The following is a 16,240-nucleotide window of genomic DNA, read 5'->3' as shown; positions in this document are numbered from 1 at the left end:
CCCCCGGCCCCGCAGGCCCCGGCCCTACGGCCTCGACATCAGCTTCAGCTTCAGCCTCAACGGAGGGCGAGGACGGGGCGGGTGGAGAGGTCGTCGGTGCAGTAGTCGCCGTCCTCGTCGAAGACCATGGCGGCGAGGTCCGGATGCCGGTTGGCCGTGGCGAGCGGCAGCCAGGCGAGGACCGTGCCGTAGCCGCCGCAGACCGACTCGCCGCCGTCGCCGCCGTAGATCACCCCGGGCTCACTGGTGATCTCCGAACGGTAGGTGTCGTGCGCGATGCGCAGGCCGAAGGCGTTCGGCCCGCCCTGCGGGCCGAGGCCTTCACCGTACGGGAGGCGGTCGAGCGGGCACTCGTCGCCCCAGCGGAACAGGGTCCGCGCGCCGGCGCCGCAGCCGTGCTCCCACTCGTCGGGGGTGGGCAGGCGCAGGCCCTCGCGGGCGAGGACGGCCGGCATGTCGGCGGGCTCCTCCTCCAGCGGCTCGTCCTCGACGGCCATCAGCAGCGTCGGCACGGTGACGGTCCGGCGCGGGCTGAGGACGCGGGCGAGGTGGCCCCGCAGGTCCCCGTCGCCGATCCCCTGGCTGACGCTCTCCTCGTGGTAGCTGGCGAGGAGTTCGGCGGAGGGCTGCCAACTCGCCGCGTCGAACCCGACGGTGACCCGCCCGCCCGGTATCAGCGCGAACATCCGCTCGCCGCGCTCGACCAGGACCCGGTGCAGCGGCGCCCCCAGGTGCTCGACCTCCTCGACGCGGTCGAGACGCCCGCCCACGCTGCCCGCGACCTGGGCGGCGAGACGGCTGGCGGCGGCGCGGTCGAGACGGCGCCAGGCGGCGAAGGTGAGGGTGGCGAGCGGTTCAGGAGCCATGCCGGGAGTGTGGCACGGGCCACTGACAATTGCCGGGCAAGAGGCCCGCGACAGTCCGATCGGGCGTCAACCGGCGTCCCGCGGAAGCCCGCAGCGCCGTCGGCGTCCCCCCGCGGGAGGCGATTTGCCCGATGAGCCGGACGCCGGCCCCGCCGTTCTGGTAGGCAGGGCCGGGAATCGACCGAGCGCGGGGGCGAACCAGGGTGGGCGCAATGCGGCAGGAACCGATCGACGACCTGGTGGTCGTCATTCCCGGCATCACCGGAAGCCGGCTGGCGGTGGACGGCAAGGAGGTGTGGGGCCCCTCCCCCGGGGCACTGCGGCGGGGCCTCACCACCTTCCTCGGCTCCGTCCGGGCCCTGCGCCTGCCGACGGACCTCGGTGACGACCACCCCGGCGACGGCGTCGTCCCCACCGGGCTCGTCCCCTCCCTGCACGCCGTCCCGGGCGTGCGCCCGGTGGTCGACGGCTACAGCGACCTGATCGGCTGGCTGGAACGCACCTTCACCCTGCGCCGCGCCCTGCCCGGCAGCCGAAGCGGCCCGCCGGACCGGCCCGGCGCTCCCGAAGTCCCGGTGAACCTCGTCGAGTTCGCCTACGACTGGCGGCTCTCCTGCCGCTACAACGCCCGCCTCCTGGCCGTCCGCGTCGACGAGGCGCTCGGCCGCTGGCGGGCCACCGCCCCGCACCGGGCCGAGGCGAAGGTCCGGCTGATCTGCCACTCGATGGGCGGGCTGGTGGCCCGCTACTGGGTGGAGTGCCTGGGCGGCGCGGAGGTCACCCGGCAACTCATCACCCTCGGCACGCCGCACCGGGGTTCGATCGGCGCGCTGGAGTCGCTGGTCAACGGGCACCGGATCGGCCTGGGCCCGGTGGCCGCCGACCTGACCGCCTTCAGCCGCAGCCTGCCCTCCCTCCACCAGCTCACCCCCGACTACGCCTGCGTCGAGACCCCCGACGGTCTGCGCTACCCCCGTGAACTGGCCACCGCGCTGGAGGGCGTCGACCCCTGCCTGCTCGCGGACGCCGGACGCTTCCACGGCGCCATCCGCGACGCCGCCGTCGGGCGGGTCCGGCGGGGCGGGTCGGACCGGCTCTGCCTGCCCGTGATCGGCGTCCGCCAGCCCACGCCCACCACGGCCGCCGTGACGGGCGACGGGCGGCTGCGGCTGATCGAGACCATCGAGGGCAAGGACGAGGGCGGCGACGGCCGGGTGGCGAGGTTCGCCGCGTACCCCGCCGAGGTCGCCCCCGACGACCCCACGGCCGCCCGCTCCTCCTTCGCCAACCACGGGGCGATCAAGGGCCACGCCGGGGTCCGCGAGAACCTCTACGACTGGCTCGCCCCGGCCCCCGCCGTCTACCGCGGCTCGCTGCCCGCCCACCCGCTGGGCGTGCGCGTCCCCGAGTACGGGCTCGCCGGGCAGCCGCTGCGCGTCGAGGCGGTGGCCGACGGCACCGGCCGGCCGGGGGCGGCCACGCTCGCCGTCCGGGCCACCGTCCGGGCCGAGAACGGGGACGTCGTCGTGGAGCGCCTGCTGAGCAACGTCGGTGGCGGCCGGTACGAGCGCGCCTTCGACGGCCTCGGCCCGGGCGTGTACGCCGTCTCCGTCCACGCCAAGCAGGACAGCGCCGACACGGCGGTGACCGCGCTGACCCTCCTCCTCGAAGGTGACGCATGACCGACGACCCGAGCACCGCCGACCCGAGCACCGCCGACGCGGGTGCCGACGACCCGAGCACCGCCGACCCGAGCACCGCCGACGCGCCGACGCCGAACACGCGCGGCACCTTCCTGGCGGTCGTCTTCGACGAGTACCGCGACCAGGCCTACCGTCCGATCCCGGGCGCGGTCGGGCAGGTCAACGAACTCGCCGCCTGCCTGGCCGAGTTCGGCTTTCGGGCGACCATCGTGCCCAACCCCGCGCAGGGCGCCCTGATCGACGGTCTGGACCTGTGGTCGGACACCTGGTCGGAGGGTGGCGGCGGCGGCTCCGCGGTGATCGCGTGGTCCGGTCACGCCGAGACCGGCAACCGCGGCGACCTCCAGCTCATCACCCACGCCACACCCAGGGGCCTCGGCAACCAGGACCGGTTCTACTCCCCCGAACGCCTCACCAGCCAGGCCCTGACCAGCCACGCCGACCAGATCCTGATCCTGCTCGACACCTGCCACTCCGGCGCCGGCGCCGTCCCCGCCCTCGACCACGCACTCGCGGCATGGGAGGACCGGACCCTGCCCGAACCGCGCACCGCCTGGCTCGGCGTCCTCGCCGCCTGCCAGGCGCAGGAACGGGCCGAGGGGGCGCGCGGGCTGCTCCTGGAGACCGTGCTCGAACTCCTGAGGAACGGGCCACAGGACAGCGTCTACCGCCACGAGTGGAGCGTGCGCAACGCCGGAATCACCGGGGAGACGCTCGCCCTCGCAGTCCTGGCGGAGGACTGGCCGGACGGCGGCCAGCAGCCGGTGCGGGCCTCCGTGGGCCACCCCCAGCCGATGTTCCGGAACCCCCGATGGCAGCGGAAGTCCCGCGAGGCCCTCGTCGAACACCTCGTGCTGGCCGCCCGGGGCAGCAGTCCCGCCAAGGAGGGCTGGTTCTTCACCGGCCGACGCCGGGCCCTGCGGCAGATCACCGACCGGCTCGCCACCGACACCGCCGGGATGCTGCTGGTGACCGGCAGCGCGGGCGTCGGCAAGTCCGCCGTCGTCGGACGCATCGCGGCCCTGTCCGACGCGGAAGAACGCGCCGCGCTCCTGGCACACGCTCCCCTCGGGGAGGACGACCCCGACCCCGGCCGGGGCAGCGTCGACGCCGCCGTCCACCTGCGCGGCATGGACGTCCAGACGCTCGCCGAGGCCCTGGCCAGGCAGCTCGACCTTCCCGTGCCGAAGACCCCGGCCGACCTGATCGCCCAGCTCGAACGCACCGAGAGCGGCCACGGGCGCCGGCACGTGCTGGTCCTGGACGGCCTGGACGAGGCGTCGCCGGGGCAGGCGACGGCGATCGCCGAGCAGCTCCTCGTCCCGCTCAGCCGGCTGTGCGCCGTGCTGCTGGCCTCGCGCGACCGCCCGTTCCAGCCCCACCTGGACCAGGGCGAGACGCTCGATTCGGCCCTCACCCGCATGGTCGGCACGTCCGTGGTGACCCTCGACCTCGACGAGGAGCACGACACCGCGACGGACATCACCGCCTACGTCCACCATCGGCTCCGGTCCGACGGCATCGCCGAGGAGACCGCCGCCGAGATCGCCTCGGCGCTGGCGGCACGGGCCGGGGCCGGGGGCGGCGGGTTCCTCTTCGCCCGCATCGTCGCCTCCCACCTGGCCCGCTTCCTCGCCGGCGATCCCGGACGGCCCTGGCAGGATCAGATCCCCCTCGGCATCACGGGCGCCCTCGACCTCGACCTGGCCGATGTCGTTCCCGGCGACGACCGTCCGGGTACCGCCGGCGACCTGCTGACGGCACTGGCGTGGGCGGCCGGCAACGGCATGCCCGCCCGCGGTGTCTGGCAGGCGGCGGCCCGGGCGGTCGGCGGCCGCGAGACGGACTACGGGCCGGACGACATCGACTGGCTGCTCGAGCACTACGGGCGCTACATCGTCGAGGACAGCGACGGGTTCGACGACGGTGCCGGGCGCCAAGCCGTCTACCGTCTCTACCACCGCGAACTCGTCACCCACCTGCGCTCCTCCGCGCCCCACCCGGGCGCGGCCCCGGCCCCCCTCGCCATCGTGCGGGCCTTCGTCGATCTCACCCTCGACCAGACGGCAGGTGGCACCGATCCTCACCAGGCCAATGTCTACCTGCGGCGGCACCTGACCGAGCACGCCGTCGCGGCCGACGGCCCGGGCATCACCACCCTCCGGCTGCTCGCCGAGGCCAACCCCGACGCCTACCTCCCCGATCTCGCCAGCGCCCTCAACAACCTCGCCATCCAACTGGCGGACGTGGGACGACACCAAGAAGCCCTCGCCCCGGCGCAAGAAGCCACCACCACCTACCGCGCACTCACCCGAACCAACCCCGACGCCCACCTCCCCGACCTCGCCATGGCCCTCAACAACCTCGCCATCCAACTGGCGGAAGTGGGCCGACACCAAGAAGCCCTCGCCCCGGCGCAAGAAGCCACCACCACCTACCGCGCACTCACCCGAACCAACCCCGACGCCTACCTCCCCAACCTCGCCGGCGCCCTCAACACCCTCGCCAACCGACTCTCCGACGTGGGCCGACGCCAAGAAGCCCTTGCCCCGGCGCAAGAAGCCACCACCACCTACCGCGCACTCGCCCGAACCAACCCCGACGCCTACCTCCCCGACCTCGCCATGGCCCTCAACACCCTTGCCAACCGACTCTCCGAGGTGGGCCGACGCCAAGAAGCCGTCGCCCCGGCGCAAGAAGCCGTCCAACTACGCCGCGCACTCGCCCGAACCAACCCCGACGCCTACCTCCCCAAGCTCGCCATTGCCCTCAACAACCTCTCCATCCAGCTGGCGGAAGTGGGCCGATACCAAGAAGCCCTCGCCCCGGTCCAAGAAGCCACCACCACCTACCGCGCACTCGCCCGAACCAACCCCGCCGCCTACCTCCCCAACCTCGCCGGCGCCCTCAACAACCTCGCCAACCGACTCTCCGACATGGGCCGACACCAAGAAGCCCTCGCCCCGGTCCAAGAAGCCACCACCACCTACCGCGCACTCGCCCGAACCAACCCCGCCGCCTACCTGCCCGACCTCGCCATGGCTCTCAACAACCTCGCCATCCAGCTGGCGGAAGTGGGCCGACGCCAAGAAGCCCTCGCCCCGGCCCAGGAAGCCGCCACCACCTACCGCGCACTCGCCCACACCAACCCCGACGCCCACCTCCCCGACCTCGCCATGGCCCTCAGCACCCTCGCCAACCGACTCTCCGAGGTGGGCCGACGCCAAGAAGCCCTCGCCTCAGCCCAGGAAGCCACCACCACCTACCGCACACTCGCCCACACCAACCCCGCCGCCTACCTCCCCAACCTCGCCACGGCCCTCAACAACCTCGCCATCCAACTGGCGGACGCGGGCCGACGCCAAGAAGCCCTCGCCTCAGCCCAGGAAGCCACCACCACCTACCGCGCACTCGCCCACACCAACCCCGACGCCCACCTCCCCGACCTCGCCACGGCCCTCGACAACCTCGGCGTCCGGCTCTCCGAGGTGGGCCGACACCAAGAAGCCCTCGCCCCAGCCCAAGAAGCCACCACCGCCTACCGCGCACTCGCCCGAACCAACCCCGCCGCCTACCTCCCCAACCTCGCCGGCACCCTCAACAACCTCGCCATCCAACTGGCGGACGCGGGCCGACACCAAGAAGCCCTCGCCCCGGCCCAAGAAGCCGCCACCACCTACCGCACACTCACCCGAACCAACCCCGCCGCCTACCTCCCCAACCTCGCCGGCACCCTCAACAACCTCGCCATCCAACTGGCGAACGCGGGCCGACACCAAGAAGCCCTCGCCTCAGCCCAAGAAGCCGCCACCACCTACCGCACACTCACCCGAACCAACCCCGCCGCCTACCTCCCCAACCTCGCCGGCACCCTCAACAACCTCGCCAACCGACTCTCCGAGGTGGGCCTGCACCAAGAAGCCCTCGCCTCAGTCCAAGAAGCCACCACCACCTACCGCACGCTCGCCCACACCGACCCCGACGCCCACCTCCCTGACCTCGCAAGCACCCTCAACAACCTCGCCGGCCTGCTGTCCGAGATGGGCCGACACCAAGAAGCGCTCCAGAGCTACGGGGAAATCATCGCCGCATGGCCCGGTCCGTCGTGGGCGACCGCCGAGATCGCTCTCCACCGAGCGCTGTTCCTTCTGAAGATCGGCGATACGGACAGCGGCATCGGATCGCTTTTCGAGCTACTCGCCCCGGGGACCTCTGCCAACGGTAGGACAACCTTCCAAGTACGCCGGAGCCTTCGGGAAGTTGCCAAGTCCGAGCCGGCCGCCTTCCGCCTTCACCTGAACGATCACACGGACCCCGCAACGCTCACCTGGCTCAGGGTCACGGACACAGATCTCCGGCTGACAGCCGAGTGGATCAACACGAAGAGCTGGGCCGAGTCCCGCGACTTCGTTGCGTCGCACCCCGATCTCCTCAGCGCCCCGGCCCGATGTGCACTCCAGGAGTGGGCGCTACTGGACATCCGCTCTGCCGAACTCCACCGCGCGCTACTGGACCAGCTCCAGGCCGGTGTCGCGTTGGAGACGGTCTACCGTCCCCTCGTACTCCCGGAGATCCTCACCACATGGATCGAGGCGGGAGCCGAGGACGACGGCTGGGCAGCCTCGGCGACGTATCTGGCCGATCATGCGACCGACCTGCTCGCCCCCGACGCGGATGCAGCCCTGACCGACCTCGGCAGCGGCAGCCCCGAAGACGTCCACCCCCTCATCACCATCCACCGGGCGATCCTGGCGATGAGTGTCGCCGACGGCATCGAGCCCGCCTACACCCTCCTGACGGACCGCCACCTTCTCAACACTCGCATCCAACGCGCACTTGGAGCCGCTGACACCACCGCACTCAATTGGCTCGCGCTCATCGAGAAAGTCATGTACGGCGCCGCGTGGAGCGCTACGGTGCACCTGTTGGCGGCCCACGCCGTCAACGACGATGCCACCGGCCCCTCGCCGGCCGAGGCCCTCCGGGCCGCCGCCCCGGACACGGAACCCGACATGGACGACCGCAACCGAGCCATCGCCGAGATCGCGAACCTGATGAGCGTCCACCCCACCCGGGCCGCCGCGCTCGGCGAACTCCTCCAGGCCGTCCTCGCCCCACCGGCGCAGGCTCCTGCGCGGTGACCGATCCGCAACAGACCCGCATCCTGATGCTGTCCGCGGTCGCCGTCCGGCTCGGCGGCCCGGACACCGGGGAGGAGCAACGGCAGGTCGGGCAGACCATCCGGGCGGCCCGCTTCCGGAAGGGGCTGGACCTTCGGACCGAGCAGGCCCTGCAGGGCAAGGACATCCTCGGCCACCTGCTGCACCACAATCCGAACGTGCTCCACCTCTCCGGACACGCGGACGAGTCCGGCCTGCGTGTCCTCACCCCGGCCGGCGGTGACGCGCCCATGGTGACCAAGGGACTCGCCAACCTCCTGGCCGAGGTCGGCAAGGAGGTGCGCCTCGCGTTCCTCAACGCCTGTGCCACCGGGGCCGTCGCCCGGGAGCTGGCCGAGGTCGTCGGCTGCGCCATCGGGCACCCCGCAAAGGTGCGTGACGACATGGCCATCATGTTCGCCGACCACTTCTACCAGTGCATCGGCACCGGCATGACCGTGGGACCGTCCTTCCGCGCCGCGCAGGCAGCGCTGGGGATGTACGTCACCGACGAGGCCGCGCTACCCGTGCTGCACCACCGCGCCGACGTGAACCCGGACGCCCTCCACCTGCTGCACCCGGCCTTCATGCCACCGCCCTCCGCACCCGGCCGCGCCCCCGACGCCACCGCCTTCCTCGCGCGGCGGGCCGGGGCGAAGCAGTTCATCGCCCTGGTGACCGGCTCGGCGGAGTCCGAGGCCGAGCTGCGGGCCGAGTTCATCGAGAAGAACGTCGACATCCTCTGGATCCGCGAGGACGGCACCACGGACGGCTGACCCCTCCCGCACCGGCGCCCCATGCGGCACGATGGCCCCAGGCAACGCCGAGGGGGGCACCATGTGGCAGGCGGAGAACGACCGTTGGGCGTTGGCAGCGGTCTGCCTCGTCTATCTCGCGATCGTCTTCCTCACCAGCCGGGGCTTCATCGCCGCCCCGCGCTACCGCCGGATGCAGGGCCGCATCGGTGAGGCCCGCGCCCGTACCACCGTGCTCGCGGCCGTCTCCCCGGACGACCCCGTGCGGCAGGCCGTGCTCGCGACGGTGACCGCCCGGCTGGACACGCTGGAGCACACCAACATGGTCGTGTGGCGGCTGTCCCCCAGGTCCTCCTGGGTGTTCTCGATCCCGCTGTCCAAGCTGGCCTCCGCCTGGCGGGTGCTGCACAGCTGCGAGCGCGACCTGATGCGGCTGCTGCCGCCGGACGAGGCCGCCTCCCGGCTCGAAGCGCTGCAGCCGAGGCTGGAGGAAGCCGGACAGCCGCCCGCCACCACGCTCGCCGCAGCCGCCGAGCACCTCCACGACCTTGAGGACACCGAGGCCGAGCGCGAGTACGAGCAGCAGCGCGCCGCCCTCTGGCTGGCCACGATCGGGCTCGGCGCCGTCTATCTGATCGGCGTCACGCTGGCGCACCAGCCGACCATGATGCTCGGCGCGCTGGGCGGCTTCCTCTCCCCCGTGATCGGGGTGATGCGCTCCCAACGGCCGTCCTCCTGGGGCGTGCTGGTCCTGGCCCCGGTCGGCGGTGCGCTCGCGGCGATCGGCGGGATGCTGCTGGTGCGGATGCTCGCGGACCCGGAGCTCAACCTGCTCGGGCACGTCTTCCTCGACAACTCCTGGGACGCGCCGGACCGGCCGCTCGCCCTCGCCATCGCGCTGCTCTTCGGCTTCTCCGGCACCCTCTTCTCGCGCCTCGCGCTGACCGCCACCGGGCAGCTCGTCGCCACCGGCTCACCGGCCGGGCGCCAGCCGTAGGCCTCGCCGCTCGCGGGCGGTGGTCGCGGCCACCCCGCGCGCTCCGTGCTAGTCCAGGAAGATCGCGGCGAGGCGTGGCAGGCGGCGGCGCATCTCACCGTCGTCCGCGACGTCCCACCGGGCTCCGGCCGGCTCGGTCACGACGCGGAGCGGGCCGGCTTCCGGGGACGCCTCCAGCGCCTCGTCGAGGCCGTCCGGTTCACCGGTGAGGCGCTGGTGGGCCCGGTGCGCCACGCGGTTGAAGTCCTCGTTCCCGATGAGCACGTCCCCGCCGCCCCGCACCGCCGGATGGTCGGCGAGGGAGTCCGGATCCGCGAGCGCGCGCTCGTACCAGTCCCGGCCGAGCGAGATGAGGCCGTCGCGGAAGTCCATGAACCCGTCGTCGGACCACCAGCCTTCGATGAGGAACGCCGCCGCCCACAGGTCGTACCGGTAGGCGTGGTCGCGCAGCTGCCACTGCCGCAGGGAGAACCGGACGATCTCGGCGGGCGTGCGGCGCACGAGCCGTTCCTCGCAGGCGCGCTCGACCGCCGCGCACCGCTCGTCGAAGTCCGGTTCCAGCGCGTCGACTTCGGCGCACGCCCCGTCCACCAGGGCCCAGAACTCCTCGGCATCCATCACGGCCCGAGTATGCCAGGCGCGGACGTTCCCGCCGCGCCGGTCGGCGTGATCACGATCCACCGCCGGAGCACGGGGGTCGCAGCAGAGCCGGCCGGGTCAGCGCGTCCGTGCTGTCGACCCACTGGTCGACCCCGCCCGTGAGCGGCCGGTCGCGCAGCAACGGGTCCGTCACCGTCGCGGCCAGCGCGCGGACGAAGCGGTCGGCGCGCAGGACGCGGTACGGGCGGGAGTGGTACGGCCGGGTGGCCGGGTCGACGGGCGGGGTGAGGCCGGTGGCGTTGTGCAGGGCGGCCACCGTCTCGTACGCGGCGCACAGGTGGCGTTCGCGTTCGGGGTACGTGTCGGCGGCCAGCGCGCCGCGCAGGGACGGGGTCAGCCGGGGCGCCACCACGAGACGGGCGAACGCCGAGCCGAGCCACTTGCCGTAGGGGGCGTAGCGGCGGTCGAGGAGCAGGCAGAGCCGCATCAGGTCGCGGACCAGGCGGCCGGCGGTGACGGCGGAGCCGAGCTCGTCGCCGACCTCGGCGCAGCGTCCGGTGAACGCCTCCTCCTGGGCGATCCGCTGCCACTGGCAGGCGAGCAGGTGGCGCCAGACCTGGTCGGGGTACCAGGCCAACGCCGCCCGGACGGCGGTGAGTTCGCCGGTGCCGTCGTGGAGGACGGCACCGCCGGTGACCTCGGCGAGCCGTTGCTGGGGGAACGCGAGCCAGTCCGCCGGCCCGAGGTCCCCGAGCGGGCCGCCGAGGCGGTCGGTGAGCCAGCCGGTGAGGTCGTGGACGGCGACGTGCGGGGTGACGGGTCCGTCGGGGTCGTCGCCTGTGCGGTAGCGGGTGGGGCGGCCCCGCAGCGTGCCGGGGAGGCGTTCGGCGAACAGACGGGTGAGGGCGGGGCGCAGGCGCGCGGCGTCCCCGGCCGGGAGGAAGAGGTCGAGGCGCGGGCCCCAGTCGTGGTCGGTGGAGCGCGGGGTGTCGAGGCCGAGCACCTCGGAGCCGGGGCCCACGAGGGCGGCGGCGTACCGCAGGCCGGGGTGGGCGGCGGCGAGGAGCGGGCGGACGGCCTCCTCGTGCAGGAGGCGGGCGAGTTCGAGGCCGGGGACGAAGGGCGCGCTGGTCACCCGGCCAGCTTCGCGGACGGGCCGCGGCGCCGTCCAAGGGTTTGGAGGCACCGCGGGCCCCGCGGCCCGTGGTGCCTCCGTCCGTCCGTGCGCGCACCCTTACGGCTGCGGGAAGTTCTCCTCGTCCACGTCGCTGGTCTTGGCGTTGCCGCCGACCTTCGCGGTCAGCGTGATCGACCAGATCTGGTACGTCGTGCGGTCGGTCACGAAGTCCAGGGATTCGTCGAACTTCGAGTAGCTGCAGTTCTGGGTGAACATCTTCAGCGTCGGGTCCCAGTCGACGCCGTCGGAGAAGAAGACGTCGTAGGTGCCGTCCTCGATGCCCTCGATGGACCCCTTCTTCCCCTTGCCGACGTACAGCGAGTGGACCGCCTTGCCGCTCTGGGAGAGCGAGACGACGGAGTCGCTGCTGCCCTCGGAGTTGTCGATGTTCAACTCCCCCTTGCCGCGCAGCTTGCCCTTGGTGACGAAGGTGTCGTTCTCCTTCGAGCGGGTCTGCTGCGGAGGCGTCTGCGGGACGGTGAAGTTGGTGGCGTACCCGGCGGCGGCCATCTCGGCGAGGGCGGCCGGGATCGCCTTCAGGCCTTCGGAGAGGCCGACCTGGGCGTAGGCGGAGCCGGTGGTGCAGAAGGCCTTGGACTTGATGTCGGTACGGATCTTGCTGAGATCGGTCGCGAGCTGCGACAGGGCCGTCACCAGCTGGCGCTTGGTGGTGCCGACGGTGGCCGGCGTGTCGCTGAGGCCGAGTCCGCTGCTCGCGGAGTTGGCCGCGCTGGCCGCCTCCTGGAGGCCGATCAGGAAGTTGTCCATGTTGGAGGCCGGGTTGATCTTGCCGAGCGCGGTGCCGACCGGGTCGACGTAGCCGGCGAGCACCGGCCCGTACGGCGTCGGCGTGGGCGTCGGTGTCGGCGTCGGCGTGGGTGTCGGCGACGGGGCGGGAAGGGCGCTGAAACCGCCGTCGGACGGTCCGGACGAGGACGAGGACGAATCGCCCGACCCTCCCGAACCGCCGCTCGAACAGGCCGCAAGCAGCAATGCGGTGCCCACCGCAACGCCGGCCTTGGTGAAGGACTTCATGCCGCTCCCCCGGGTGCTCTCTCGGTGCTGATCCATGCACACTCCGTGCTCTCTGCTGTCCCCGCCGCCATGATTCCGATCCGACAAGACACGGTCAACAGGGCTCACTTGCAGCGCACCGAAGCGTAGCGGGGGCGGACGACAGGGCGCACGGAGCGGTCCCCGACGTCAACTACCATCGGGACGTGCTCAGCCTCACGGGTGTCCCCCTCCAGATCGTCGCCTCCGTCATCGCGATCGGCGTCTTCGCCGCCACGATGTGGCTCTGGCCGAGATTCGGCGGCGGCGGCTGGAAGGCCTGGACCGGACGGATCGGCGCGTTCCTCGCCACCCAGATCGCGGTGCTCGTGGCCATGGGCCTGATCGCCAACGGCTACTTCGGCTTCTACAGCTCCTGGAGCGACCTGCTCGGCACCAACGGCAAGCCGGGCACGGTGGTCGACCACCAGCCGAACGCGGCCGCCTCCCTGGCCGTCACCGGCGAGAAGAACATGTACTCGGCGCAGGGCTCGGCCCGCGACCGCTCCGGGCTGATCCAGGAGGTCGCGGTCCGGGGCAGCGCGAGCGGCCTGAGCAGCGACGCCTTCGTCTACCTGCCGCCGCAGTACTTCCAGCCGGAGTACGCGCAGCGCAAGTTCCCGATGGCCCTGGTGCTGGCCGGCTACCCGGGCTCGGCGGAGAAGCTGATCACGCTGATGCAGTACCCGGCGTCCGCGCTCACCGCGATCGAGCAGAACAAGCTGCCGCCGACCGTCCTGGTGCTGATGCGCCCGACCCTGTCCGGCAACCGCGACACCGAGTGCATGGACGTCCCCGGCGGACCGCAGGTGGAGACCTTCTTCACCAGTGACCTGCCGACGGCGCTGGCCGCCAACTACCGGATCGGCACCGATCCGGCCAACCGCGCGGTGATCGGCAACTCGACCGGCGGCTACTGCGCCCTCAAGTTCGCGCTCCGCAAGCCGGACGCCTACCGGTCGGCGGTCTCGCTCTCCGGCTACTACACCGCACCGATCGACGAGACCACCGGCGACCTGTTCGCGGGCAACGCCCAGCTGAAGCAGGAGAACGACCTGGTCTGGCGGCTGAAGAACAAGCCGGCCGAGCCGGTCGCGCTGCTGCTCGCCACCAGCTACGACGAGAACAACTACGAGGGCACCCAGGCCATGGTCAACGCCTTCAGGGCGCCGACCAAGCTCTCCACCATCACCCTCGACACCGGCGGCCACAACTTCCACACCTGGACCAGGGAGATCCCGCCCGCCCTGGAGTGGCTCGGCAAGCACCTGACGATGCCGCAGGCCGCCTAGCACGGAAGGCGAAGGGGCAGGACGGGGCGGGGCGGGGCGGGGCGCAGGACGGCAGGGGCGGGCACCGGGCCGGTCAGATCACAGGCGGCTCACACTCGGGTCTCACGGTTCTCTCAGACGGGCACCCGAACCTGGCGCCCATGACCACGACCAGCCACATCCCGCCGGCCGGCGAGCCCTGGCCGGAGGCCGGGGACCACCCGCCCCCGGTGCTGCCACCCGCCCCCGCGCCGGAGGGGCCGGCCGCGCGGTGGCCGGCCCCGCCGCCGCTGTTCCCGGAGTTCCCGCCGCCGCCCGCCGGCTCCAGAGGGCCGGCGTCCTGGGCGGCGCGGCTGCGCACCCTGCCGGGCCGGACCTGGCGCGGGCGCGCCGACGACCCGCGCTGGGTGCGGCCCGCGCTGCTGGCGCTGCTGGCGGCCACCGCCGTCCTCTACCTCTGGGGGCTGTCCGCCTCCGGCTGGGCCAACTCCTTCTACTCGGCCGCCGCCCAGGCAGGCAGCCAGAGCTGGAAGGCCTTCTTCTACGGCTCCTCGGACGCCGGGAACTTCATCACCGTCGACAAGCCGCCGCTCGCGCTCTGGCCGATGGCGCTGGCGGCGCGCGTCTTCGGGCTCTCCTCGTGGTCGGTGCTGGCCCCGCAGGCGCTGATGGCGGTGGCCACCGTGGCGGTGCTGTACGCGACGGTGCGCCGGCGCTTCTCGCCGCTCGCCGGGCTGCTGACGGGCGCGGTGTTCGCGCTGACGCCGGTGGCGGCGCTGATGTTCCGCTTCAACAACCCGGACGCGCTGCTGGTGCTGCTGCTCACGCTGGCCGCGTACGGGCTGCTGCGGGCGGTCGAGGCGGCGGGCACCCGGTGGCTGGTGTTCACCGGCGTGATGTTCGGGCTGGCCTTCCTCACCAAGACCCTCCAGGCGTTCCTGGTGCTGCCCGCGTTCGCGCTGGTCTACCTGGTGGTGGCGCCGACCGGGCTGTGGCGCCGGGTGCGCCAGCTGCTGGCCGGCGGGCTGGCGACGGTGGTCGCGGGCGGCTGGTGGGTCGCGGTGGTCGAGCTGGTGCCGGCCTCGGCGCGGCCGTACATCGGCGGCTCGCAGGACAACAGCTTCCTCTCGCTCACCTTCGGCTACAACGGCCTGGGCCGGCTCAACGGCAACGAGACCGGCAGCGTCGGCGGTGGGCGCAACCGGATGCCGGCCGGGGCCGAGGCGGTGTTCGGCGGCGCCCCGGGCGGCGCTCCGGCCGGGGGTCCGCCCGGCGGGACGGGCGGCGGCTGGGGCCGCACCGGCCTCACCCGGCTGTTCGACGGCGACATCGGCGGGCAGATCGCCTGGCTGCTGCCCGCCGCGCTGATCCTGCTGGTGTTCGGCCTGTGGGCCACCCGCCGCCACGCCCGGACGGACACCGCGCGCACCGCGTTCCTGGTCTGGGGCGGCTGGCTGCTCTGCACCGCGCTGACCTTCAGCTTCATGTCCGGGATCTTCCACCAGTACTACACGGTGGCGCTGGCCCCGGCGGTCGCGGCGCTGGTCGGCATGGGCGTCGACGGGCTGTGGCGGGCGCGGCACCGGCTGCCGTACGCGGCGGTGCTGGCCGGCACGCTCGCGGTGACGGCGGTGTGGGCGTACGTGCTGCTCGGGCGCAGCGCGGACTTCCTGCCGTGGCTGCGGCCGGCCGTCCTGGCGGGCGGGCTGCTCGCCGCGGTGGCGCTGCTCGCGGCCGGTCCGCTCGCGGCGCGGCTCGCGCGCCGGGCGGACGGCGGTCCGGCCGGGTCCTCGCGGCTCGCCGGGCGGCTGACCGCGGTGGCGGGCCTGGTGGGTGCGGCGGCGGCGCTGGGCGGACCGGCGGCGTACGCGGTGGAGACCGTCGGCACGCCGCACCAGGGCTCGATCGTGCTGGCCGGGCCGGCGGTGGAGGGCGGCTTCGGACCGGGCGGCGGCCGGCGCGGCGCGGGCGGCCCGGGCGGCTTCCCCGGCTTCCCCGGCGCCCAGCAGCAGGACGGCCGGGACGGCGGCCGGGGCAACCGTGTTCCCGACGGTACGGGCGGCTTCCGTGACGGCACGGGCGGCTTCCCCGGCGCCCCGGGCGCCCTGGACGGCGCCCCGGGCGGCACGACCGGCGGCCCCGGCGGCATGGGCGGCATGGGCGGGCTGCTGAACGGCACCAAGGTGAGCACCGAGGCCGCCGACCTGCTGGAGCAGGGCGCCGACGGCTACCGCTGGGCGGCCGCGACCAGCGGTTCGCAGAACGCAGCCAGTTACCAACTCGCCTCCGGCGTCCCGGTGATGGCCCTCGGCGGCTTCAACAGCAGCGACCCCTCGCTCAGCCTGGAGGCCTTCCAGCAGTACGTGGCGGAGGGCAAGGTCCACTGGTTCGTCGCCGGTGGCTCGTTCCGCGCCCTCGACGGCGAGGCGGGCGGCACGAACGCCGCTCCGGGCGCCCCGGGCGGCGGGTCCGGCCAGTCGCAGACCGCCCGGATCGAGGCCTGGGTGACGAGCCACTACACCGCCAGGACGGTCGGCGGCTCGACGTTCTACGATCTCAGCCGACCAGCCGGCTCCTGACCCGGACGGCGGGGCGCGCCACGGTGAACGACCGTGGCGCGCCCCCCCCGAGGGGCGCCGCAGGGCTGGCGGGGGCGCCC

At 73.2% G+C, this 16,240-nt stretch carries 11 protein-coding genes; 7 read left to right on the top strand and 4 right to left on the bottom strand.

Annotation, left to right across the window (positions count from 1 at the left end; all coding sequences use genetic code 11):
* Positions 1–56: 56 nt before the first annotated feature.
* On the bottom strand, positions 57–866 hold the full coding sequence (locus ACFVVL_RS08210; RefSeq protein ID WP_387672378.1) for a hypothetical protein: 810 nt from the start codon (positions 864–866) through the stop codon (positions 57–59).
* A 212-nt stretch (positions 867–1,078) separates the two neighbouring features.
* On the opposite strand from ACFVVL_RS08210, the gene ACFVVL_RS08205 reads away from it, so the two are divergent.
* From ACFVVL_RS08205 to ACFVVL_RS08190, 4 genes are read left to right on the top strand one after another with little or no spacing between them, the layout of a single operon-like run.
* Positions 1,079–2,548 (top strand): esterase/lipase family protein, encoded by a 1,470-nt coding sequence (locus ACFVVL_RS08205; RefSeq protein WP_387672375.1) that lies wholly within the window; start codon positions 1,079–1,081, stop codon positions 2,546–2,548.
* Positions 2,545–7,710: a tetratricopeptide repeat protein gene (locus ACFVVL_RS08200; RefSeq protein ID WP_387672372.1), complete on the top strand. Its 5,166-nt coding sequence runs from the start codon at positions 2,545–2,547 to the stop codon at positions 7,708–7,710. Before ACFVVL_RS08205 ends, ACFVVL_RS08200 begins: the two co-directional genes overlap by 4 nt.
* Positions 7,707–8,504 carry a hypothetical protein gene (locus ACFVVL_RS08195; RefSeq protein WP_387672369.1) on the top strand — a complete coding sequence of 266 codons (798 nt, stop codon included), beginning with the start codon at positions 7,707–7,709 and terminating at the stop codon, positions 8,502–8,504. Before ACFVVL_RS08200 ends, ACFVVL_RS08195 begins: the two co-directional genes overlap by 4 nt.
* A gap of 31 nt (positions 8,505–8,535) precedes the next feature.
* The gene (locus tag ACFVVL_RS08190) at positions 8,536–9,480 is read left to right on the top strand and encodes a hypothetical protein (RefSeq protein WP_387672366.1); all 945 of its coding nucleotides are present in this window, start codon (positions 8,536–8,538) and stop codon (positions 9,478–9,480) included.
* Positions 9,481–9,528: 48 nt separating this feature from the next.
* On the opposite strand, the gene ACFVVL_RS08185 is transcribed toward ACFVVL_RS08190, so the two are convergent.
* The 3 genes from ACFVVL_RS08185 to ACFVVL_RS08175 form a co-directional block, all read right to left on the bottom strand.
* Complete coding sequence (locus tag ACFVVL_RS08185; RefSeq protein WP_387672764.1) at positions 9,529–10,098, bottom strand: DUF4240 domain-containing protein; 570 nt, start codon at positions 10,096–10,098, stop codon at positions 9,529–9,531.
* A 52-nt stretch (positions 10,099–10,150) separates the two neighbouring features.
* On the bottom strand, positions 10,151–11,215 hold the full coding sequence (locus tag ACFVVL_RS08180; RefSeq protein ID WP_387672365.1) for a DUF4037 domain-containing protein: 1,065 nt from the start codon (positions 11,213–11,215) through the stop codon (positions 10,151–10,153).
* A 99-nt stretch (positions 11,216–11,314) separates the two neighbouring features.
* A complete protein-coding gene (locus tag ACFVVL_RS08175; protein WP_387672362.1) occupies positions 11,315–12,088 on the bottom strand; it encodes a hypothetical protein in 774 nt (257 codons plus the stop codon).
* 19 nt (positions 12,089–12,107) lie between these two features.
* Between ACFVVL_RS08175 and ACFVVL_RS08170 the strand changes: the two genes are divergently transcribed.
* From ACFVVL_RS08170 to ACFVVL_RS08160, 3 genes are all read left to right on the top strand, one after another.
* On the top strand, positions 12,108–12,323 hold the full coding sequence (locus ACFVVL_RS08170) for a hypothetical protein (RefSeq protein WP_387672359.1): 216 nt from the start codon (positions 12,108–12,110) through the stop codon (positions 12,321–12,323).
* Between the two features lie 154 nt (positions 12,324–12,477).
* Positions 12,478–13,602 carry an alpha/beta hydrolase gene (locus tag ACFVVL_RS08165; RefSeq protein ID WP_380297603.1) on the top strand — a complete coding sequence of 375 codons (1,125 nt, stop codon included), beginning with the start codon at positions 12,478–12,480 and terminating at the stop codon, positions 13,600–13,602.
* Positions 13,603–13,742: 140 nt separating this feature from the next.
* Positions 13,743–16,160 (top strand): ArnT family glycosyltransferase, encoded by a 2,418-nt coding sequence (locus ACFVVL_RS08160; RefSeq protein ID WP_387672356.1) that lies wholly within the window; start codon positions 13,743–13,745, stop codon positions 16,158–16,160.
* The last annotated feature ends 80 nt before the right edge of the window (positions 16,161–16,240 follow it).

The organism is Kitasatospora sp. NPDC058115, from assembly GCF_042884635.1.
Lineage (GTDB): Bacteria > Actinomycetota > Actinomycetes > Streptomycetales > Streptomycetaceae > Kitasatospora.
The sequence above is the reverse complement of the archived record's forward strand: the minus strand, read 5'-3'. Positions and strand labels throughout refer to the sequence as shown.

Bases quoted from the DNA above. Each gene is read 5' to 3' on its own strand.
- ACFVVL_RS08210 (WP_387672378.1), bottom strand. From the start codon at position 866: ATGGCTCCTGAACCGCTCGCCACCCTCACCTTCGCCGCCTGGCGCCGT.
- ACFVVL_RS08205 (WP_387672375.1), top strand. From the start codon at position 1,079: ATGCGGCAGGAACCGATCGACGACCTGGTGGTCGTCATTCCCGGCATC.
- ACFVVL_RS08200 (WP_387672372.1), top strand. From the start codon at position 2,545: ATGACCGACGACCCGAGCACCGCCGACCCGAGCACCGCCGACGCGGGT.
- ACFVVL_RS08190 (WP_387672366.1), top strand. From the start codon at position 8,536: ATGGCCCCAGGCAACGCCGAGGGGGGCACCATGTGGCAGGCGGAGAAC.
- ACFVVL_RS08185 (WP_387672764.1), bottom strand. From the start codon at position 10,098: ATGGATGCCGAGGAGTTCTGGGCCCTGGTGGACGGGGCGTGCGCCGAA.
- ACFVVL_RS08160 (WP_387672356.1), top strand. From the start codon at position 13,743: ATGACCACGACCAGCCACATCCCGCCGGCCGGCGAGCCCTGGCCGGAG.